Origin of the sequence: Spirulina sp. CS-785/01 (assembly GCF_028330525.1) — a bacterium.
In the GTDB taxonomy this organism is placed as follows: domain Bacteria; phylum Cyanobacteriota; class Cyanobacteriia; order Cyanobacteriales; family Spirulinaceae; genus JAQMSD01.
Map to the genome: position 1 here is coordinate 1 of NZ_JAQMSD010000315.1, position 22731 is coordinate 22731.

19 protein-coding genes are annotated in these 22731 nt (G+C 45.9%); 11 read left to right on the forward strand and 8 right to left on the reverse strand.

Annotated features, from left to right (window positions below; translation table 11 throughout):
* Positions 1-819 precede the first annotated feature (819 nt).
* Positions 820-1056: a DUF4327 family protein gene (locus PN462_RS20780; RefSeq protein ID WP_272130755.1), complete on the forward strand. Its 237-nt coding sequence runs from the start codon at positions 820-822 to the stop codon at positions 1054-1056.
* 168 nt (positions 1057-1224) lie between these two features.
* Here PN462_RS20780 and PN462_RS20785 read toward each other — a convergent pair whose 3' ends face one another.
* The gene (locus PN462_RS20785; RefSeq protein WP_272130756.1) at positions 1225-2406 is read right to left on the reverse strand and encodes a protein kinase domain-containing protein; all 1182 of its coding nucleotides are present in this window, start codon (positions 2404-2406) and stop codon (positions 1225-1227) included.
* Positions 2407-2539: 133 nt separating this feature from the next.
* On the reverse strand, positions 2540-4630 hold the full coding sequence (locus tag PN462_RS20790; RefSeq protein WP_272130757.1) for a serine/threonine phosphatase: 2091 nt from the start codon (positions 4628-4630) through the stop codon (positions 2540-2542).
* Between the two features lie 447 nt (positions 4631-5077).
* Between PN462_RS20790 and PN462_RS20795 the strand changes: the two genes are divergently transcribed.
* From PN462_RS20795 to PN462_RS20815, 5 genes are all read left to right on the forward strand, one after another.
* Positions 5078-6799, forward strand: coding sequence for an ABC1 kinase family protein (locus PN462_RS20795; protein ID WP_272130758.1), 1722 nt, complete (start codon positions 5078-5080; stop codon positions 6797-6799).
* A gap of 326 nt (positions 6800-7125) precedes the next feature.
* Positions 7126-7773 carry a hypothetical protein gene (locus PN462_RS20800; RefSeq protein WP_272130759.1) on the forward strand — a complete coding sequence of 216 codons (648 nt, stop codon included), beginning with the start codon at positions 7126-7128 and terminating at the stop codon, positions 7771-7773.
* An 18-nt stretch (positions 7774-7791) separates the two neighbouring features.
* Entirely contained in the window at positions 7792-8712 is a 921-nt protein-coding gene (locus tag PN462_RS20805; protein ID WP_272130760.1) for a DUF1822 family protein, read from the forward strand.
* A 243-nt stretch (positions 8713-8955) separates the two neighbouring features.
* Positions 8956-9141, forward strand: coding sequence for a hypothetical protein (locus tag PN462_RS20810; protein ID WP_272130761.1), 186 nt, complete (start codon positions 8956-8958; stop codon positions 9139-9141).
* A 33-nt stretch (positions 9142-9174) separates the two neighbouring features.
* A complete protein-coding gene (locus tag PN462_RS20815; protein ID WP_272130762.1) occupies positions 9175-9795 on the forward strand; it encodes an HPF/RaiA family ribosome-associated protein in 621 nt (206 codons plus the stop codon).
* Positions 9796-10198: 403 nt separating this feature from the next.
* Here PN462_RS20815 and PN462_RS20820 read toward each other — a convergent pair whose 3' ends face one another.
* On the reverse strand, positions 10199-12889 hold the full coding sequence (locus tag PN462_RS20820; protein ID WP_272130763.1) for a hybrid sensor histidine kinase/response regulator: 2691 nt from the start codon (positions 12887-12889) through the stop codon (positions 10199-10201).
* Positions 12890-13229: 340 nt separating this feature from the next.
* Here PN462_RS20820 and ylqF point away from each other — a divergent pair, with 340 nt between their 5' ends.
* Positions 13230-14072 carry a ribosome biogenesis GTPase YlqF gene (gene ylqF / locus PN462_RS20825; protein WP_272130764.1) on the forward strand — a complete coding sequence of 281 codons (843 nt, stop codon included), beginning with the start codon at positions 13230-13232 and terminating at the stop codon, positions 14070-14072.
* 126 nt (positions 14073-14198) lie between these two features.
* Positions 14199-15038 (forward strand): Uma2 family endonuclease, encoded by an 840-nt coding sequence (locus PN462_RS20830; RefSeq protein ID WP_272130765.1) that lies wholly within the window; start codon positions 14199-14201, stop codon positions 15036-15038.
* Positions 15039-15126: 88 nt separating this feature from the next.
* On the opposite strand, the gene PN462_RS20835 is transcribed toward PN462_RS20830, so the two are convergent.
* The gene (locus PN462_RS20835; protein WP_272130766.1) at positions 15127-15651 is read right to left on the reverse strand and encodes a pentapeptide repeat-containing protein; all 525 of its coding nucleotides are present in this window, start codon (positions 15649-15651) and stop codon (positions 15127-15129) included.
* Positions 15652-15654: 3 nt separating this feature from the next.
* Entirely contained in the window at positions 15655-17163 is a 1509-nt protein-coding gene (locus PN462_RS20840) for an LCP family protein (RefSeq protein WP_272130767.1), read from the reverse strand.
* A gap of 408 nt (positions 17164-17571) precedes the next feature.
* On the opposite strand from PN462_RS20840, the gene PN462_RS20845 reads away from it, so the two are divergent.
* Both PN462_RS20845 and PN462_RS20850 read left to right on the forward strand, forming a co-directional pair.
* Positions 17572-18633 carry a mannose-1-phosphate guanylyltransferase gene (locus tag PN462_RS20845; RefSeq protein WP_272130768.1) on the forward strand — a complete coding sequence of 354 codons (1062 nt, stop codon included), beginning with the start codon at positions 17572-17574 and terminating at the stop codon, positions 18631-18633.
* Between the two features lie 85 nt (positions 18634-18718).
* A complete protein-coding gene (locus tag PN462_RS20850; protein ID WP_272130769.1) occupies positions 18719-20374 on the forward strand; it encodes an ABC1 kinase family protein in 1656 nt (551 codons plus the stop codon).
* A gap of 302 nt (positions 20375-20676) precedes the next feature.
* Here PN462_RS20850 and PN462_RS20855 read toward each other — a convergent pair whose 3' ends face one another.
* The 3 genes from PN462_RS20855 to PN462_RS20865 form a co-directional block, all read right to left on the reverse strand.
* Positions 20677-21330, reverse strand: coding sequence for an ABC transporter ATP-binding protein (locus PN462_RS20855; protein WP_272130770.1), 654 nt, complete (start codon positions 21328-21330; stop codon positions 20677-20679).
* Between the two features lie 21 nt (positions 21331-21351).
* Positions 21352-21522, reverse strand: a complete 171-nt coding sequence (locus tag PN462_RS20860) for a hypothetical protein (protein WP_272130771.1) — start codon at positions 21520-21522, stop codon at positions 21352-21354.
* An 88-nt stretch (positions 21523-21610) separates the two neighbouring features.
* Positions 21611-22177 carry an FKBP-type peptidyl-prolyl cis-trans isomerase gene (locus PN462_RS20865; protein ID WP_272130772.1) on the reverse strand — a complete coding sequence of 189 codons (567 nt, stop codon included), beginning with the start codon at positions 22175-22177 and terminating at the stop codon, positions 21611-21613.
* Positions 22178-22406: 229 nt separating this feature from the next.
* On the opposite strand from PN462_RS20865, the gene psb34 reads away from it, so the two are divergent.
* Entirely contained in the window at positions 22407-22577 is a 171-nt protein-coding gene (gene psb34, locus PN462_RS20870; protein WP_272130773.1) for a photosystem II assembly protein Psb34, read from the forward strand.
* The last annotated feature ends 154 nt before the right edge of the window (positions 22578-22731 follow it).

Here is a 22731-nt window from a genome sequence, read left to right on the forward strand (position 1 = left end):
CCCCCATCTCCCCCATCTCCCCCATCTACTGCTGAAAAAAAAACTGAATTAGCTTGTCAAAATCTCCCAGACACGCTATAAAGGTAATGAGTGGTTCTCAGCAAAACCTCCTCACTTAGTCAAACAGATAGTCAAACAGACCCTATTCACACCAACACTTGTTCCAGGCTGCGCTTGTTTTAAATAATGTTTTTGAATACAAATGTCAGACTGAGCATCTGTTGAAATAAAAATATGTTCCCAACTCTGTTGCACTAAGCGACCCAACTCAACTACCGCACCCAACTATTAGCCATTTGTTCTATTTCTTGGAAATTTTTGCCCGAACCGTCATAACTCATGAGATGCAACTTGACCGCACTCGACTGGACAGCATTGAATGAGATAGCTTGGTTTTAAAGCTCATCTAAAACCTCCTATCTTTTAAATTAAAATGCTCTCCTTATGACCGAGTTAGGCAAAAAGCAGAAATAGAGAGAAACTAGAAGTAATTCACGGTTTTCATTGGCTAAAATAACTCATCCCTTTCTATTCTGTCCATTAGGGAAAGTTGGGCTAAAGCGCGAGTGGACTCCAGAACAAACCCATGAATGAGTTAAGTGAAGTAGGTTCAATGAGAAACAGATTAAAACAAGGGTTAAAACCTTGCCTGAACTTAGAAAGGCGTGTCATAATCAGCAAAAGACGCTTAATTTTACCCCCATTCCCACTCAATCGAGAGATATGCTAGATGGTTTAAACTAGCCTCTCACTTCTTAAAAACACTGATCAAAAACACTGATCAAAAACCGTACAAGTTACCAACGGAATAAGATAGTTATGACTCAACAATTAACTCAACAAGTTGCTCACCCGATGGTGAAATTACAACGTAAAGTCGCCTCTTTAGTCGAATCTAAGATTCTCAAACCGAGCGATAATATTTGGAAAATTGCGTTCCTCTACGAAGATGAATGGCCTTACTGGAAAGAAGAATTAAAAGACTTTGGTTTTTCCATGCAAGACCCAGTGCAAGACCTCTTAGTAGTTGAGGCATGGGATGAGGAGGACGAATAAATCCTTTGCAGGTCTGATCTACTTTCCTCACTCGTTACATTGATCCCCGTTAGGATCACCTGTAATTCTCAATATCAAACCCATTTTCTTATCCTTGGTTAATTCTCCCCATCTCTGCGTTATTGTCGTTGACGGGTTTACCCCTGCCCCTTGCCCCTCTTTACCCTTTTAGAGGCAGTTGGCCAACGCTGCTGCTAATTCTGGCATGGTTTGATAACGGTCTTTGAGCTTGGGTTCAGAGGCTTTTTCGATAACTTGACCGAGTTGGGGAGGAATAGTTGGAATTGCACTCACATCGAGACGGAAGACATTATCCTTGCGTTTGTAATATTGTAGAGGAGAATGGCCTGTGAGTAGAAAGACGAGGGTTGGCGCGATCGCGTATAAATCCGACTGTGGACAAGGTTGGCCGCGGTCTTGTTCCGGTGCGCTGTATCCTTCCGCCCCAATGCGCGTCCCCAGAGGAGTCCCAATTTCCTTCACTGCCCCAAAATCCAGCAAAATCACCTGGTTATCCACATGACGCACCAACAAATTAGCAGGTTTCACATCCCGATGAACCAACGGTGTAGATAAATAGTGTAAATAGCCCAAAATATCACAAGTTTGTAGCATCCATTCGATGGCCTGTTTCGGAGGAACAGTCCCCTTTTCATAGATGCGTTGCTCTAAATTCGTCCCATGAATTAACTCCATCGCCAAATATTTCTTCCCCCGTTCAATAAAAAAATCATAATATTGGGGAATTCCGGGATGGTCTAAAGACTGTAGAATTCTCGCTTCTCGTTCAAATAACTCCTGGGCCTTGGCAATTTTCGCCACATCCGCATTCATTTCCTTGAGAACCAGTAACATCGGCTTTCCCGTCACCGTCCCCTGCTTATCCCAGGCCAAATAAGTAGTCCCCATTCCCCCTCTCCCCAGGGTTCGCAAAATTTGGTATTGCCGGACAAACTCCACCGTTTCCACAAGGGGTTCACCACAGTGAATACAAAATAAATTATTGGGGGGATTATTGGCATGGGAACAAGTAGAACTTTGGGGGACAGTGATCACGAACTGGAGTTGGGGACCCCCTTGAGCGAGTTCTACAATGGCGTTATTTTCAAGATTCACCTGTGTAACTCGATTTCCCCCTAAAAACGTCCCATTGGCCCCATGACTCACTAAACGCCACCGAGAGGGGGTTTCTTGATAAAGGTCTAAGTGATGTCGAGACACCTCCAACGCATCGGCCAACACCACTTCATTCTCCGGTGCGCGGCCAATTCTCACCCGCGTTTCTTGGCTAAACTGCCACTCTTGTTGAGGGTGTTTCGACTGGGGATCAAGTCGGGAGATGGTCAGCATGGGGGATTGGTGGTGGATAATCAGAATAGTGAGAAACCGGGTTTCTGTAGAAAATTTTCTGGTTAGACCAAACTAGGTATAAGAAACCCGGTTTCTAGGCCAACAAAAAACAAACAACCAAAAACAAAATTATTTAATACAACTGATCCGTATTGGGACGCATTTTGATGCGGGCGACAACACCTGTAATATTGTCGTGGCCGTTGTATTCGTTCGCAAAATCAATTAACTCCACCAGACCCTGTTCTAAATTGGCACGGGAACTCAAAAGCGGGGTGAGGTATTTTTCATAGTGGTTTTCGACTAAATTGCCGTCGGATAAGCCATCAGAACACAACAATAAAAGCGTGTCTTCATTGAGTTCAAAATATTGTACATCGGGCTTGACAAAATCATTGTCCCGTGGCCCTAATGCTTGGGTGAGTTGGTAGGCATCGGGACGAGCATAGGCATCATCGGGGACAACTCCGCGCATAATTTCCCGTTGTCCCACTTCATGGTCGATGGTCAGTTGTTCTAAACCACTTTTACGGGTGACGCGATAAATGCGACTATCGCCAACGTGGGCCACTGCAATATTGGTATCTTGTAACAACACCATCACCAAAGTGGTCCCCATACGCCCACTTCCAGAGCGAGCATTATCTAAATTCACTTGATAGAGTTTTTCATTGGTCATCCAAATGGCTTCGCTAATGGTGGCCTCATCGGGGAGTTGTTCGGGGTCGGTCCAATGGGTTTTAAAATATTGCTGGAGCGTTTCTACGGCCATGGCACTGGCCACTTCTCCTGCCGCATGACCCCCCATCCCATCACAGACAATATACAGCCCACGAGCGCGGAGGGTTTTTTCTAGGGCGTTTTCTCGTTTGGTCAATTGGGTTTCAATGCCATAATGATCCTCATTATGATCCCGTTGACTGCCGATATCGGTCATTCCCGCATCTTGGAGGTTGAGTAACTGCATGGGTAAGACGACCGTAGGTTGGTCTTCGCTCATGGTGCGATAGACCATTTTGTCCGGGTCTTCCGAGGTGGTTTCGGGGAGGGGTTGGGGTTGGGGTTGGGGTTGGGTGGGGTCTTCATCCCCATCATCCGGATAGGGCATATCCTCGTCTTGGGCGATTTCCTGAAGACTCGCTCGCACGTCTTCTATGGTCTCTAATACTCCGTCAGTCAACTCCGTGAGCAGTTTCCCCATCGGTCCATAAACGGTGCGCCCGGATTTACTAAACAGTATTTTCCAGAGATGTCCCAATTCTGCCAAAGAGGGTGGCTTTTCTGCATCATCTAATAATAATTTTTTCAGACAAAGGGCTTGGTCTTCATCCACCCGCAAATTGTCTTCCGTGAGCAAACTTTGGCAACATCCCACCGTGGCCAAGGCTTCCCAGAGTTTGGTCATTTCATTAAGCCAGTAGAGGAGTTGAATGGGGGGAATATCACTATCTTCCCAGAGGTCTGAGAGTAAATCCCAATCACAGCGATCTTCGAGGAGAATAATGGTTTCGGTGTCCGTGGTCCAGGTGTCGTAGAGAGCCGGAATAGTGGGATAAAGGGACTCTTGCAGCACTAAATAGGGAATGGAGACTTGATCGAAGCCTAAGTTTTGCCAAAACTCAATATTTGACTCTGGAGAGCGTTGGGGTAATTCTTCTAATAAATTGCGATCGATGTCCGGTTGGGCGATCAACTGTTCGAGATGGAACTTATGGAGGGGTTGTGTATCCCAAACCCGCACTTCGAGGGGATAGGATAAAGGAACACGGGCAGGAGGGAGAAATTCATACAGCACCCGGTAGCGGTCTTGAGGGTCTAAGCTAGGGGAGGAGGCTTGTTGCTCTTGCGTCTCTTGCGTCTCTTGCGTCTCTTGCGTCTCTTGCGTCTCTTGCTCCTCTGGGGTTGTGCCGACCACTTCTTCTAGGGACTCTCCTTGTAATTGGGTGGTTTGGGCAGTGGTGGGAGCAGTTTTTGAGGAAGCCTTCGGGGAAGCCTTCGGGGAAGCATAGAGCCGATCTAGTAACGGTGAGGTTTCCTGCTTGGGAAAAATAAGGGCTAAAAAAATATCTGCTGTCGGTGCGCCACATTCGGGGCAAGTTTCTGCATTGAGACTCACCGTTGCCCCACAAACGTCACAATCTTTACTTGTTAACGATGTTCCGCATCGTTGGCAGAATTTGTTTTCCAGTGGATTTTCAAATCGGCATTCAGGACAAACCAGCATAAGGTCACTTCCCTATCTCTGAACAGTTGAGCAATTTTCCCCTTGAGGGCGCAGGTTACGAATAAAACTAAACGGATTTTAGACAACCATTATCTCTATTTTCTGTCACCATAGCACTTTCACCCGAAAAATGAAGGTTTTATTTGGGTTTGTTGTTTGTTGTTTGTTGTTGGTTCTTTGTGAAAAAGGGAACAGGGAATCGGGAATCGGGAATCGGGAATCGGGAATCGGGAATAATATATATTTTTGTTTTCCCCATCTCCTCTATCTCCTCTATCTCCCCCATCTCCTCTATCTCCCCCATCTCCTCTATCTCCCCCATCTTCCCCATCTCCCCATCCCCATATCTCCCCCTTGGGGATCATTGACAAGAGTCAAAAATTTGTATTTTTGTATACTAGAAAGTAAAGAATACTCTCAAAATCCATTAAGAGGCTGAAAAGGTTAGTGAGTAAACAGCAATTGGTGTCTCAAGAGGAAAGCCCCGAACGAAGTTATTTTCGGGAATACGATCCGGATGCGATCGCGCAATACTATCGAGTTCGACCCTGGTTAGTCCTTTGGCGGACAATTTATGTTTTCTGGTTTATAGGTCGTTTTGTCCTACGTCTCCTTTTCGACCATTGGCGCAAGGCCACCGAGAAAAATAAATATAAACGGGCAACGGAACTCCGTCAACTCCTCACCCGTTTAGGCCCAACCTCCATCAAAGTGGGCCAGGCCCTCTCAACTCGTCCCGATCTGCTTCGGAAAGACTTCCTCGAAGAACTGGTTAAACTCCAAGACCAACTCCCTCCCTTCGATAATGGAACTGCCTTTGCTATTTTAGAAGCGGATTTAGGGCGCACCCCTGAAGAAATTTATCAAGAAATCACCCCTAACCCGATCGCAGCCGCCAGTTTAGGCCAAGTGTATCGGGCCGTTTTATATTCGGGGGAAGAAGTAGCGGTCAAAATTCAACGACCGGGCCTACTCCCGAAAATCACCCTCGATCTCTATATTATGCGCTGGGCGGCCAGTGTCTTCGCCCCTTGGCTACCATTAAATCTGGGTCATGACTTAACCCTAGTGGTGGATGAGTTTGGGACAAAACTGTTTGAAGAAATTGATTATTTAAACGAAGCGCGGAATGGGGAAAAGTTTGCCACAAATTTCCGTGACGATACCACGGTAAAAGTCCCGGCAATCTATTGGCGATATACCAGTCATCGGGTTTTAACCCTAGAGTGGATTCACGGTTTAAAACTCACCGATACAGAGAAAATTAAGGCCGTTGGCATTGACTCGGATGAAGTCGTTCGTCATGGAGTTAATGCCGGGTTACGTCAATTATTAGAATTTGGTTTTTTTCACGCTGATCCCCACCCCGGCAATTTATTTGCCATGCCCGATGGCCGCATGGCCTATATTGACTTTGGCATGATGGATCAATTGGAGGAGTCAGTCAAAGAAACCATTGCCTCCTCGGTAGTTCATTTAATTAATCAAGATTATTACGCTTTGGCGGAGGATTTCTATCAATTAGGGTTTTTAACCCCGGATACGCATATAGAACCCATTATCCCGGCCTTAGAACAAGTGTTAGGGAATGCCATGGGGGAAAGTGTCGGCGATTTTAATTTTAAAACCATTACCGATGAATTCTCTGGCTTAATGTATGATTACCCTTTCCGCATTCCGGCCAAGTTTTCTTTAATTATTCGCTCTTTGGTGACACAGGAGGGGTTAGCGTTAAGTTTAAATCCCGATTTTAAAATTGTGGAGGTGGCTTATCCCTATGTCGCCCGCCGACTGCTGAAGGGCGAGTCTCCGGAAATGCGGCGGCGACTGCTGGAGGTGTTGTTTAAGGATGGCCAATTCCAATGGCAACGGTTAGAGAACATGATTTCCATTGCCCAAACTGATGGCCAGCTAGATTTACTCCCCACTGCGCAAATGGGACTCCAGTATCTCTTTTCCCCAGAAGGATTATACCTCCGCAATCAACTGCTGTTGGCTTTAACGGAAAATGACCGTCTGCATACCGAAGAAGTCCAACGTCTCTGGGAATTGATCAAGGATGAATTTCAACCTCAGCATCTCCTTGATGCTGCCTGGAATGCCTTCCAGAACTTCTCATCGGAACAGGTGGCCGCTTTGATGAAACCGACGTTATCAGAGAACAGGTAAAGTTTTGTAACAGTTTGCAGAAAATTGCCCGTTTTTTTCTGAGTGCTATGTGAGGGGATGTTTCCCCTCATTTTTGTGCTGAGTCAAGGCTGGAGAGATTGATGTGAGGGTCAAACATCAGAACCCATCGTTCATCTGCTTGGGAACTTCTGATGGTCTCTGAGAATCAATGAGAGCCAGTTCTCTGGGTTGTCCGGTCTGTGGTGCGGTTAAGCGAAACTCCCTGATGTTTTGTAAAAAATTGTTACATCTTGCATAAAAATCAATTGATTGTCTAAAGAACTCTACAGAAGGGAGTACCGCTTAATTGCAAGAGAACAGAGTATATGGACGACTTGGATGAAAAGCTCAAATATCTAGCAGAGGAAGCACAAAAGCACCTCCCTAGGACTTTAGAACGGCAAAAGGCTCTTTCTGATTTAATTAAGTTATTATTAAAATCAGGTAGAATTTGTCGTCCTTATACCTTTGCCTTTTCGTCCTTGTATGACGAGATTTACGCGGAGGCACAACAGAAGCTATTTGCTTATGTTTGTGAAAACATAGAGAAATACGATTCTCAACGGCAGGTCTTACAGTGGATTAATTTTTTGATGAGGAGACGGTTTTTTATCGCGGCCTCACGAGAAATTTGGCACAGTCTTCCGAAAGGAATCGACACGAAAAAGGTGACACGCATTTCTCTATACGAGTTGGAACGGGGTGAAGTGGCTGACCCGAAGTCACAAACTTCGCCTTTGCTCTCACAAGAGGTTCTCCGACTGATCCAAGAAGACCCCAATGGCTTTTTTCAAAAAGCCTATGTTTTGGACGATCCAAAGATTCACTTTCAAGTCATTGCCACGAAACGCCTAGCGGGATATTCTTGGCAAGAAATTTCGGACTGTGTTCATGTTCCCGTTTCCACCTTGAGTAGTTTTTATTATCGCTCTCTCCAAAAATTTTCTCGAACCTTACGGGATTGTTTATGTTAATTTATTTGCCCAAAAAATATGCTGATTACGGGTTTAATCACAAATTTAATTGAGTTTCGGTCGCCCGAGCATTTTCATCTTTCTATTCCCTTGAAAGCGCATCAGCTAGCCCAAGATTTTTATGGGTTACAACATAATCCTCAAAAGGCACAACAAGTTTATTTAAATACGTTAGCTGTATATGGGGTTAATTGTTATCTGAATCAGTTAGGGATTGAGACTGAATTGACAGAAGCAGAAAGCTGGAATCCTATTATGCAAACTTTGGCGGATGTGGCGGACTTACCGATTAAGAATTGGGGGAGTTTAGAATGTCGTCCGGTTTTACCGGGGGCTAAACAGTGTAAATTTCCGCCAGAGGTTTGGGGGACACGACGAGGTTATGTGGCGGTTCAATTGAATTCTGATTTAACTGAAGGCTATGTTTTAGGGTTTTTGCCTTATGTGGATAAAGAAGAAATTAGTTTAATGCAGTTTCAACCTGCGAAACATTTGATTTACTATTTACATGATGCCAATTTAGTGCTATTGGGAAATTGGTTCGATGAGGAGATTGAAGCGGGATGGGAAGATGTAACAAATGTGTTGTCACCCCATCAACAAAAATTTGCCCTTCCGAGGCGAAAAACTGGGGTAAAACGGGGGAAGTATTTAAGGTGTGAACGGTCGAATACAGAAATTATTCTCTGTGTGGGCATTGATCCGATTGAAAAAAACAGTTTTGAGATTGAGGTGGAAGTGTATCCGATGGGGACCCATATGAGTCTTTCTGAAGGGTTTAAGGTGACGGTGTGTGATGAAGAAGGGGTGGTGTTGGGGAGTGCGATCGCCAAACGCCATACAGCCCTCCGACTCCATTTTACCAGTCAACTGAGCCAACGGTTTAAGGTAACTTTAACGTTAGGAGAAGAATGTATTCAGGAATTTTTCTATATTTAGGGAATGGGTAATGGGTAATGGATAATGAACAATGAATCATAGATAATTGAAAAATCAACCACAAACAACCCCGTCATCCATCGATTTACAGAAATCCCTCCCCTGAACTCCCCCTTAATTTCTATACTTTGGTATAAAGGGGGGCTGGTTTCCCTTCGTTAATTTAGAATTAAGGTTGCTGAGATGCTGACCCTACGCCTCATTCAGCACCGGATAAAGTACGTTTTCTAGGAGGTTAATCGTATGTCTGCGACAGGATTACCCGTATTCGATACCACCATCCATAAAACCAACGATTGGATTAACGAAGTAGCCCAGGAATTGCGGTGGGATGATAAACACCGGGCATTTCAAGGACTGCGCGTGGATGTCACCCATATGCTCCCTCCTGCCATGGCAGAACTCTGGCCACAAACGGTTCACGCTTAATCGGAAAGAGTCGAATTCACCCAACATTCATTTATGCAAGTCCCGTTAAACATTTCCTATCGAGATGTCCCGAAAACCGACGCACTCGATGCCTTAGTCCAAGAAAAAGTCGGTAAATTAGAACGAGTCTGTGACCATATCAGCAGTTGTCACGTTGCCATTGAGAAAACCCATAAACACCCCAAACGAGGGTCTCCCTATCGGGTTCGCGTTGATCTCACCGTCCCCCCCGGCCACGAAATAGCGGCCACCGAAAACCCCCACGAAGGGACGCAGTATGAACCCGTCGATACTGCCATTCGTCGAGCGTTTGACGCGGCCCGTCGTCAATTGGTGGAACTCAATGAACGACAACACAATCAGGTGAAAAGCCATCCTAACCAACAAATGGCGGCGGTGGTGTCCCAACTATTCCCGGATGAGGGGTATGGATTTCTCAAAACCTTTGAAGGTCAAGAAATTTATTTCCACCGCAATAGTGTGTTACACAATGACTTTGCTCGACTCGATTTAGGGACAGGTGTACAATTCTTTGCGGAAGCGGGAGAACAAGGACTCTACGCAACTACCGTTCAAATTGTTAATAAACCGGGTGAGTCTTTGTCACAAGTGGATGAACCGGAGATCAAACAACCCATAGGTTGGTATCAATAACGGTTCAGTTGCTCTTTTGCAGTGATTTCCTAGGGATGTTCATTGAAACGTCCCTATGGCTTATTTTGGGGGGGTTGGGGCGAGATTCCCAAAAAAATGTGGGTCTAAAGCCTCGCCCTGACTTCGACAAGCTCAGTCACCTTCTAGGGCGACTTTCACCCGTTGAATTCACGCTCTAAGAATTTATGCTATAGTGTTTTGAGTTGTTGGCCAGTCAGGCCGTGTTTGAGTTGAACAGTACCCAAGGGCATTGGGGAACTGCCTCGTGCATGGGAAACGACTGGGGAGACTTCCATCTCTGTTGATTCAGGGAAACTTGAATCAGTAAGTGGTGTCGCTGAATCAGTAATTTCGGAATCTGTGAAGACCGAAGAATCACCGTCCTTATAGGACGGTAAGTAGGTCAAGCCCCGGCTTCTTGTAAAAGTTGTAGAATGGCCGCGTCATCAAATTCACTGGTTAACTCTAGGATGCGATCGCAAAACTGACGATACTCACGGCTCAGACGACGCGCTTCCGTCTCTATCCCGTCAATATCGCCAATTTTCGCCGCTTCATACATCCGAGTTAATTGGTCAGGAGGAGGCACAACCCACACAGTTTCCTCCTCCTCAACCTCCCTTTCCTCCTCCTCATACACCCATTGCAACTGCAAAGATTTTTGTAGCATTTTCAATAATTGCTTCAAGTCCACAGGTTTCGGGAGAAAATCATTACACCCGGCCTCTAAACTCAACACCTGATCCTCCCCTAATACCGACGCACTCGACGCAATAATCGTCATCTCCCGAAACTCCGGCAACTGTCGCAAACGACGAGTCAATTCAAAACCATCTAGCGTCGGCATCACCAAATCCGTAATCATTAAATCCGGGTGAAAGACTTGGGCCACCGCTAACCCCTCCTCTCCATTCTCCGCTTCTGCACAGTGAAACCCTAACCCTTGCAAGACTTCTAGCAATAACTCCCGATTCACCTGCTTATCATCCACAATCAAAATTTTGCGACTTTCCCCTTCATACCCCACAATTGCATGGTCTTGAATCTGGGTGACTCCTGTCACCCAATCGGTAGTAATGGGGAATTCGAGATCAAACCAAAAGGTACTCCCTTGGCCGGGGGTACTCTGCACTTGAATAAAACTCCCCATTAACTCAACAATTTGCCGACTAATCGCTAACCCTAACCCTGTCCCCTCAGCCCGTCGATGGGTTTCTCCTACTTGTTCAAAGGGTTGAAAAATTTGCGCCACTTGTTCCTCACTCATCCCCACCCCAGTATCTTGTATCTCAAAGCGGAGAGTTGTGCTGGGTTGGGGGGAATTGTCAGCCATAGGGGAGGGGGTGAGACAGGTGACAGTGAAAGTAACTTGCCCGGTGTCGGTGAATTTCACCGCATTACTGAGGAGATTCATTAACACTTGGCGGAGGCGTTTTTCATCGGCAATAATGGCGGAGGGAAGATTCGGATCAGGCTGATAATCGAGATGAATCTCTTTACTTTCAGCCCGGACTCGCAAGATTTCGGCAATTCCACTGAGATGAGAGGGGAGATGGAAGGGTTGAGGATAGAGTTCGAGTTTGCGGGCTTCAATTTTGGCCAGATCAAGGACATCATTAATTAAGGTGAGGAGATGAGACCCGGATTGTTGGATAATGTCCACCCCTTGACGATATGGGTTTAAATCTTTGGCTTGTTGGAGGATTTGGGCATAACCGAGAATGCCATTGAGGGGGGTTCTCAGTTCATGACTCATGTTAGCAAGAAATTCACTTTTGGCTTGGTTAGCCTGATCGGCCTGTTCTTTCGCTGCGGCCAGTTCGTGGGTGCGTTCTTGGACACGCTGTTCGAGTTCGCTGTTGGTGCGTTCTAGGGCATTAAAGGAGGTTTGCAGTTGGGTGGCCATACTGTTAAACGATCGCGCTAAAATGCCCAATTCTTCGATAGGAGAGGGGGCTGCTTGTTGGTCTAAGTTTCCGTTAGCAATGGCCTCAGCTTTTTGACTCAATTGCCCAATGGGACGGGCTAACCAACGGGAGGTAAACCATCCTAAAGCCCCGGCAACCAGTAAGGCAATGAGACAGAGAATAATAGTGGTGCGGGTATTTTGTCGAATTTGGCCGAGAAAGTCTTGTTCGGGGACAACCACGACTAAGAGTAAGTCTAGGCCCCGTTGGTCTTGAAAGGGGGTAATTTGCAGAAAATAGCGATCGCGCTGATTCTGGAAATCGAGTGTATAGCTTTGCTGAATCTCCTCCCAGGTGCTAAATTCTGCTTGTAAATGGGCTACCGTCGCCTGTAAGAGGGGACTTTCACTTTCGCTAGCTTGGAGGCGTTTCACGTCCTCTCCTTGCCTCTGGACGACTTGATCGAGGGTAGAGGTACTGACGAGAAACCCGTCTTGATCTAACAAGAAAATTTCCCCATTCTCACTAATTTCTAACTGATTGAGAAATTGATTAATTTCCTGAAAAAAGAAATCACTCCCCAACACCGCAATTAGCTGATCTTGCTGGTTATAGACGGGTTGAGCCGCCGTAATCGCCAGCGATCGCGTAGTATAATCAGCATAGATTTCACTCCAAATCGGCCCCTCCTCCGCCACAGCCGCCTGATACCAAGGACGAGTCCGGGGATCATACTCCCCCCATTCTCCCAATAATTCCCCTCGTTTCCCCTCCTCTGTGGCCCCATAGGAGGCAGTCGTTAAATCAATGGCCAACTCCCCATCCGCCAACCGTCTCGCGCCAATAAATTCCCCCGCAGGAGTCGCCATATACAGATAATTGACCACCTCAAAGGCTTGGATTAACTGCCAAAAATGTTCTTCGATCTGACGACGATTTCCTAACGGAAACTGGTTAATTTGTAGCCGTCCTGCGGTAATTTGATTTGCTTGATGGGGTTCATCCATCAAAGTTTGTAAGCGTTCACTGGCCCGGGCTGTCACCTCAGCCCGCAGTTGGGTGGCTAAGTCCCGGATGCCTCGTTCTCCATTGCGAATGGAGAGATATCCAGTCAAACCCACAGCCATGGAAATTTGCACTAAAAAAGGAACAACGAGAACCCAACGAAGGGAAAAGCGAGAAGACATAAGTTTTCAACGGGGTTGATCAAAGAAAAGAAACGGGAGAACAAGCCCATAATTGTCTTTATTTTGCTGATTCTAGATTAAGAGACACCCTGACTCAGTTATGTCGTAAAATATACTGGTATTCTTCTATACGTTGAAAGCTACCAAATGATATAATTACCAATTATATAAATTTTTAGTCGTAATGTTAATAGTTCACCCATTGACAGACAAAAGATGACGGGCAAAAGATGATCGGGTCGGTAGAGTCCCCTTTCATGTAACTAACCGATAGCAAAATTAGCATTGCAAAAAATTTTAAGTCAATCCAATAAACCCTAAACAATAAACAGTAAAAAAAATGATTTCTTCTCCTCCCATTCAATGGTATCCTGGTCATATTGCCAAAGCGGAAAAACAACTACAAGATCAACTCAAACGGGTTGATGTGGTGTTAGAAGTTTTAGATGCGAGAGTCCCTTTAGCCTCTCAACATCCCGATGTTCCCCAATGGGTGGGAGAAAAACCGCGAATTTTGGTGTTTAATCGTATGGATATGATTCCCCCTTCCTTACATTCGGAGTGGAAAGCGCATTTTAAACAACAGGGAGAACAGTTTTATTTAACCAATGCAAAACAAGGAAAAGGAGTAAAAGCAATCCTCAAAGCAGCACAAAAAGCAGGGGAAGGGGTGAATGAAAGACGCAAAAAGCGAGGGATGCGGTCTCGGCCAGTGCGTGCAGTGGTCATAGGGTTTCCTAATGTGGGAAAATCGGCTTTAATTAATCGTTTGGTGGGACGAAAAGCGGTAAAAAGTGCGAGACGTGCAGGGGTGACACGACAATTACAATGGGTGCGAATTTCGGATCAAATTGAACTATTGGACGCACCAGGAGTGATTCCTTGGAAATTAGAAAACCAAGATGATGCGGTTAAATTAGCTATTTGTGAAGATATTGGGGAAGCGGCCTATGATAATCAACGGGTGGCGGCGATTTTAGTAGATTTATTGGTAGATTTGGGGTATGGAGAGATATTAAAATCCCGTTATGGTCTTGATCCGATGACGGGGACGGGGGAGAATTTTGTGGAACAATTAGCTTGCGATCGCTATAAAAATGATAAAGAACGAGTCGCAGTTTTACTCCTCAATGATTTTCGTAAGGGAAATATGGGACAAATTCCCCTAGAGTTACCAGAATAAGAAAAAATTACCCCCACTTTTTCTGTTTGTGGCAAAATAGAATTATCTACGTTTAAAAGTGTTTTACTTTACTGATTACTGATTACTGCTTACTGCTTACTGCTTACTGATTACTGTTTACTGATTATGACCCAAACTCCCCTCTCTGAGCTTAATATACCCCTTCCTCCCACCCAATGGGAACTGCCCTGCGATGATGGAGAACCGATGGAAACTCAACGACATCAAGACCAGATGACGATGTTAATTCATAGCCTTTACCCTTGGATAGAACAGCGAGAGGATGGATATGCGGGGGGAAATATGTTTGTGTATTTCAGTTTGGAACAAGTCCGCAATCAGGATTTTAAAGGGCCAGATTTTTTTGCGGTGTTAGGTGTACCCAAGGGAGAGAGACTAAGTTGGGTAGTGTGGGAGGAAGGAAAAGGCCCGGATGTCATTATTGAATTGCTGTCGAGTAGTACCGCAACGGTTGATAAAACGGAGAAAAAGCGCATTTATCAAGATCAGTTACGAGTCCCGGAATATTACTGGTTTGATCCCTTTAACCCGGAGGACTGGGAGGGGTTTACGCTACAAAATGGGGAGTATCAACCCATTGAACGGGAGGGAGACCGTATGGTGTCTCAGACGTTAGGATTAAGTTTAGTACGGTGGCAAGGTCGTTATCGAGATGCTGACACTACTTGGTTACGGTGGGCGACGTTGGAGGGGGATTTATTCCTGTTACCCCAAGAACAGGTAGAATGGGAACGAGGCCGGGCAGAGGAGGAACGAAATCGGGCAGAGGAGGAACGAAATCGGGCAGAGGAGGAACGAAATCGGGCAGAGGAGGAACGAAATCGGGCAGAGGATGCGATCGCAAATCTACAAAACTGCGCCACCCAACTCCTCCAAACTGGAATGACTCCCGAACAAGTCGCAGCAATGACGGGATTGTCTTTAGAACAGGTTAGCGAACTTTAAGTGAAAAAGGGAACAGGGAACGGGTAAGTGGTTCAACTATCACTGATCAACTATCAATTATCAATTATCAATTATCAATTATCAATTACTATTCACACCCTAAACTGACTCTAGTTTCCACCCCAGTCACCGGATTGACCCCTTTGGCCCGGTCACACATTAACTTAACTTGATAACGGTCAATAATTGCCCTTGTAAAATCTGCCCCGGTAATCGTCGCATCAAAAAAACGACTCCCACTGAGAATCGCATCTACTAAAATAGCATTTTCTAAATTCGCCTCATCAAAATACACGCGATCGCCAAACGTCTCCGTTAAATCCACCCCACTTAAATCCGCTTGTAAAAAAACCGCCTTCGTTAAAATCGATCCTCGCATATTGGCCCCGTGAAAATTAGCCCGTCGGACATCGGCCCCCGCAAACACCGATCCCTGTAAATCCAAGCCGGAAAAATCCCGATCTTGTAAATCCGTCTGGGCATAATTTACCGTCTTTTCTTGTCCATAGGCGGGGCGGGCATCCAAAAACACCCACACCCACGCTAAAAACAAGACTAAAACCACCATAGCGAAACGGCGTAACCAGACCTTAACTCCTCGGTGGAATTCCATGATTTACTCTGCTTTCTCCTCTGACTGCTGTTCCTGGGGTTGGCGACTCAACCAATCTTTCCCAACACGGATAGTAATTTCTGAGCCTAAATCCCCGGTCGAATCCGCCACAATTTTACCAAATCCTAACGCCTCTCGAATGGCTTCGGCGGCATCCATATCCCCCTGCTGTACAATAATTTCGGTGGTCTGTAACACGCGAGGGGCTTCAGATTGACTCACATACAGATTGCGAAACTCTTTCTCCCGTAAGTCTTGACTAACGGTTTTGAGGAAATCTTCCTCTGGGGTGGCATTTTGTAAAGCAATGCGAACCCGGTTCAGGGATCGGTTATCCACGGGGACATAATGGCCTTCATGTTCAAATAACTCGCTAACCACGCGATCGCGGCCTCGACGAGACATCAACCAATAACTTTTCCCCTCAAACTGTTCGGGATCACTAAAATGTCCTGGCAATAACACCATCTGAATGTCATCTCGCTCTAAATTCATGCCGAAATTCACCAAGGCCAGCATTTCTTCGAGACTCAGATTAGTGTCCACATATTGCAACATCATCTGCACTGCCTTGGGGACACGAGGCAACACCGAAGGCCGACTCACCTTTTCCCGTAATGCCTTGAGTAAAATTTGCTGACGTTGAACCCGGCCAATATCCCCATATTCATCCATCCGAAAACGGGTAAATTGTTCAGCCTCATCCCCATTTAAAGTCTGTAACCCCTTCTCTAAATCAATCTTTAACCCTTGGGTTTTATCCTCGTAGGCCATATCTTGGGGGACAAACACCTCAATCCCCCCCAGTAAATCCACTAACTCCCGAAAAGCATTATTGGTCACACGAACATAACGGTCAATGGGGACATCATTCAACGTATTACTCACCACATTAACCGCCGTTTCCGCCCCACCACGCCAGTTGGCGGAATTAATTTTAGCCATCCCCACCCCTGGAATCATCACTTGGGTATCTCTGGGGATAGAAAGCATTCGCAGGGATTGGTCATTGGGGTCAAAGCGCAGCAAAATAATAGTGTCAGTATTGCCATTAAACGCTTCTTCCGTCCCCGGTTCAGTCTCTGGGACTTGATCAATCCCCATCACTAAAATATTGACAGGTCGCTCAATTTGATACTCCAACAGGGAGGGAATTTCTGTATTTTCGTTGAGGGGTTGAGCGTCTGAAGTTGTGGACCCCTTGGACTCGGTGGCCGTCGCCACTTCATTTTCCGTGACAAGAAACCCCGGAATGGACGGTAAGGGACTCACCAAAGCGACAGTGGCCCCGACGGTGGCGGATAAAGTGGCCGCTACGACAAAGGTGGAACTCCAGACCATCCGCCGTCCCCAAGAAAGTGAGGGTTTGGCTTTAGCGGTTGATGATGGGGGAGACGACTGTTTTTTTGTCACCGGGGACTTTTGATTAAGAGAAGACGAGGGGGTTGAGTCTTGCGCTTTTGGCCGACGACCCCGGTTTTTGTTTGCGTGAACATCAATGCTTTGTTTCACCTTCACCTCAACACCAAATCAAATCTTCGTTATAGAGCTTACTTCAAGCTATCAACATCTCAATCAGCCAAGAATCCCCAAGACGGACGAAAATGCGTTGGACTTTCAGTAAGACTCATGGTGGATTATACAATAGCCGCGCAAGACCCACATTTTTCAGGGGTGGGACGCTGCTGTGGTGGGCTTTATTCCCCTGGGTACGGTTTTCTGTAGTATAGGGAAAACGGTTCAAATTCCCAAGGTAAGCGTTTTAAGCGGATGGCTGACCACTGATAGCTGAATGCTGACAATTTTTGAGAGAGGTTTTTGGGTTCACCCCCTAACCTTTGAAAACTTCTTTTTGCTGAACCGTTCTCTCTACCCTCAACACAGGATAGGATTGGTGGAGAGATGAGAAAAGGGGAAAATATGACTGAAGCGTTAATTCCGGTAATTTTAGCGGGGGGAAAGGGAGAACGGTTTTGGCCGTTGAGTCGCAGACAACGACCGAAACAGTTTTTATCCCTTGATGGTAGTGGCCAAAGTCTGTTACAGGCGACCGCAGAACGGTTATTGGCGGTGGCTGGGGGATGGGATAAGCTATGGGTGATTACGGCGGAGTTAATTGCTGATGGGGTCCGGGAGCAGTTGCCGGAGTTGCCGGAGGAGAATATTTTGGTTGAACCCCAAGGCAGAGATACGGCCCCGGCGGTGACTTGGGCGACGTTAGAGGTGGCTAAACGGGAAGGGGAGGAGGCGATTTTGGGCTTTTTCCCGGCGGACCACTGGATTGGGGATCAGGAGGCGTATTTTAAGACGTTACAGGGTGCGGCGAGGTTGGCGAGGGAACGGGATGCGATCGCAACTTTAGGTATTCAACCCGCCTATGCGGCCACAGGATACGGTTATATTGAACAAGGGGAGGCAGTGGGCCAGTTTTCGGGCTTATCGGCCTATCGGGTGAGTCGTTTTACGGAGAAACCCGACGCAGCAACGGCACAAGAGTTTATTGAGACGGGCCGGTTTAGTTGGAATAGTGGGATGTTTATTTTTCGGGCCGGGGTGGTGTTAGGGGAGTTGGCGAAACACGCGCCCCAAGTGTTAAAACCGTTACAGGAGAAAGGTAAGGCGGCCTATGGGGAGTTAGAGAAAAAGAGTATTGACTACGCGCTAATGGAGAAAACTCAGTTGGCCTATGTGATGCCTGGGAATTTTGGTTGGGATGATCTGGGGGATTGGAATGCGATCGCTCGTCTCCTCCAAGGGGATAACCCCAATGTCGAACTCGGCCAACACATCGGCCAAGACACCCAAGGCGCAATTATCTACAATAGCAATGAGCAAGAAGTCATCGTCACCATTGGTTTAGAAGATGTCGTCATCGTCCGAGACGGCAACGCCACCCTAGTCGTTAATAAAAACCGCACCCAAGACATTAAAAAAGTGCTAAAACAATTACAAGAGAATCCTGATTTTAACGGATTTTTATAATGGGTTATTTGCCCTTCAGGAGCAATTCCGACCTCTGACTGCCAATATGCTGATCACTGAATTACTGTTTACTGGTTACTGAAACATGGTACTAACCCTGACGCAAAATACTTCTAGACAACGAGAAATCTTAGAAATTGTCCTTGGGAATGGTTGGGACTATATGCGGGGTCTCTTGACGGGAAGGGAAGCGGATGAACCGCAACTCCCGACTCCAGAAGTGTTGCGTAATATTTTAATTGAACTGGGTCCAGTTTATGTAAAATTTGGGCAACTTCTTAGCACTCGTCCTGACTTACTTCCCCCCCGCTATATTCAAGCATTAACGGCATTACAAGCAGAAGTGCCGACGGTCCCTTGGTCTGAGGTAGAATTAGTCTTACGTCAAGAATTTTCGCAACCCCTAGAGCAAATTTTTGCCACTATTAATACTCAACCTATCGCCGCAGGTTCAATTGCACAAATTTATAAAGCAACCCTAACTTCTGGGCAAGAAGTGGCCATGAAAGTGCAACGGCCAGGGATTGAAACCATTGTCGCTCAAGATATTTCTTTAATTAAAGGAATTGCGGAATTAGTATCGGGGACTGAGTTTGGTAAAGATTATGATGTGGTTGCTTTAGCTGATGAGTTTACTAAGGCATTACAAGCAGAATTAGATTTTAATAAAGAAGCTAACCATACCGAAACGTTACGGCAAAACTTAGCGAAAAGTAAGTGGTTTGATGCCAACACACTGGCCATTCCAGCCATTTATCAACAACTTACAACAAAGCGAATTTTGGTCATGGAATGGCTAGATGGAACTCCTCTTTTAGAAGCGGAGGTAACTCCTAGAGGCCGTAGTCAGGAGGGAGAAAAGAAGCGTCGCCAAGAGATTGCAACTTTGTTATTTCGTGCCTTTTTCCAGCAAATGTTTATTGATGGGTTTTTCCATGCTGATCCCCATCCTGGAAATATCTTTTATTTAAAGAGCGATCGCGTGGCCTTAATTGATTGTGGCATGATTGGCCGCCTCGACCCCAGAACGCAACAAATCTTAATTGAAATGTTGTTAGCTATTGTTGACATTGATGCCAAAAGATGCTCTCAATTAACCATTGAATTATCCGAATCGAGTCAACCTGTAGAGCTTGCCAAACTAGAGGTTGATTATAACCGAATGTTGCGAAAGTATTATAATATTAGTCTCTCGCAAATTAACTTTAGTGAAGCCTTTTACGAAGTCCTACAAGTAGCCCGCAATAATAAGGTAAAAATGCCGGGGAATATGGGGCTTTATGCTAAGAGTTTAGCCAATTTAGAGGGAGTAGCGAGGGGATTTTATCCAGAAGTGAATTTACTGGATGAATTTAAGCCGTTAATGACCGATTTATTATCTAACCAGTTATTCGGTGCAAACCCCCTACAAACGGTGTTAAGAACAGCCTTAGACTTAAAATCTTTAACTTTACAAAGTCCGGGACAATTTGAGGTTTTATTAGACCGTTTAAGTTCCGAAACCTTACAATGGAATTTAAAAGTAAGGGACTTTAATGGGTTACGCAAGAGTATTGATGACTCGGCCAACCGACTCTCTTTTAGTTTAATTGTCAGTGCTTTAATTGTGGGGGCAGCAATTGTAACAACAGGTGCGCCCAATTCTCAGTTATCCATTTTAAGTAATGTGTTATTTGCCGCAGCAACCCTATTAGGGTTATGGGTGGTGGTGAGTATTTTACGCTCTGGGCCGTTAAGATAAATGGGATGATAGGTAAGCTGTTGTGCATTTAAATTGGTATGTGATAGGAGAGAACAGGGAACTCCGGAACAGGGATTAGAGTATTTTTTGCTCCCTTGAAGAAACCCAGTTTAAAAGTGTTTTACTTTAAGCCTTCAGATCGTCTTGATTGGTTCGTAGTAAGCCCTTTAGGGCTTATTTCCAGCCTAACTAAGTAACAGCTAAATTTTTATCTCATCGGTCACTCAAACCGTTTTTAACGGGTTTTAGCTATTAGCCTTGGGTTGAAACCCAAGGCGTAATTAGACGGGTTACTAGACAGGTTACTCGTTACTATAGGCAAGATGAGGGGCAATGGCAGTTAAACGGCCTTGATCAATTCTCCAGCAGCGATCGCTCATTTCCAACAACTCCCCCGCATCGTGAGTGACAATTAACAACGTCCAATGGTCCTTGAGACGGGCCAAAAGTTTCGCCAACTGGTGACGCATCGACCAATCTAACCCGGCGGTAGGTTCATCTAACAATAAAATATTCGGTTGGCGAATTAACTGCACCGCCAAAGCTAAACGCCGTTGTTGTCCCCCACTGAGGACTTGAGGTGAGGTACTGAGAGACAGATGATCTAACCCCACCTCCTCCAAGGCCGTCTGAACTTGTTCGAGAGTAATTTCCGGGTGGCCGAGACGTAATTCTTCAATAATTGTCCCCCCACAAAAATGCCGTTCGGGGAACTGAAACACTAACCCCACCAAATACTGTAACTCATAGGAATCTAACACCTGAGACCCCCAAGACACAGAACCGCGATTCCCTTCGGCCAGTCCGGCTAAAATTTCCAAGAGAGTCGTTTTCCCAGACCCACTGGGGCCAATAATTAACCCCATTTCTTGGGGAGCGAGTTCTAGGGTAATTTCCTGTAAAATCGGGGTTGGACTAGCGGGGGGATGGTAGCCGAGGTTATTTAGGTACAACATGGACGTTCGATTAAAGTGGATTTAGTTTGAATCAGTATTGAGCAATTGACTCTCCTTTGACTCTGCGATCGCTTGTCGTATTGTGACTTCACTCTCTCCTGTACGAACCAAAATAGATCGCACCAGAGAACCAAATATCCGCCATCCCACCAGACTTAAACTGGCATAACGGGGTAAAGGAGGCAGATACATTCTTTTAGTGGATTTAAATTTTAGCATCTCACTTTTGGGAATAAAAAAAAGAGGATGAGGATTGAGGAATCTTCACCCTCATTAGGGTTTAATCAGCGATGCGGAGGAGTTCCACATCAAAGATTAAAGTGGCATTGGGGGGGATGACACCACCGGCCCCTCGTTCTCCGTAACCGAGTTCAGGGGGGATGATCAGTTTGCGACGGCCCCCCACTTTCATGGAGGCGATGCCTTCTTCCCACCCTTTGATGACGCGGCCTGCGCCGATTTTAAAGGAGAAGGGTTGCCCGCGATCGCGCGAACTATCAAACTTACTCCCATCTTCCAGTTTCCCGGTATAATGAACCACCACCGTCTGGCCCGGTTCCGGAGAGGCCCCCACCCCTTCTTTAATTTCCACGTATTGTAAGCCAGAGTCCGTGGTGATCACTTCTTCTTGGGACTCTTCACTCTCCTCGCTAGTTTCACTTTGCTTTTCGGGTTTACTCGCTAGGAGAGGGGATTTTTGGCGAGTGGGTTGTTCGGGGACTTCAGTGGTGGGTTGGGTTTCGTCTGCCCGGGCCTCTTGTTGGGGACTGCTGTTGAATAACAGAGAAATAACGAGGAGTAAGCAACAGACAACCACAACGCTAAGACTTATTAAAATCGGTTTCATATCAGTAAGCAGTAATCAGTAAACAGTAATTAGTAAACCGTTAGGGGTTTGGTGGTGTCAATTGATGACCTTCTCTATTGTCCCATTTCCTCTTAGCTTTGAGCCACGATCCAACGATCCAATCTACGGTGTGATGGATATCACCGATTACACCTTGTCAAGTCACAGTAACAATTCTTTACAATCCGTTATATTTGTTAACAACACAGCAAGCCAGGAGGCTTTCCCCATGTACACCACTATTAACCCTGACGGACAACTCAACAACTACGCCAACGAACCCACCATGTATCCTGCGGAATACCCCAACGAACAGCAGCAACAACGCTACGCGCTGCAAGGGGCTGCGGCTGTTCTCCTCGTCACCAGTCTTTTATTAACCGCTTTTGCAGTTAGCTAAATTCACTTTTGTCTTAGTGACATACTCCCACGCTCAATCGGAGATTAGAGCGTGGGCTTCTCCATCCCTGGAACGAGACTTCGCGTTTTTGAGTGAGGCGATGCCCAACCCCACTTTTTTAATCAAAATACCTGAACACAGATCTCTTGGCATA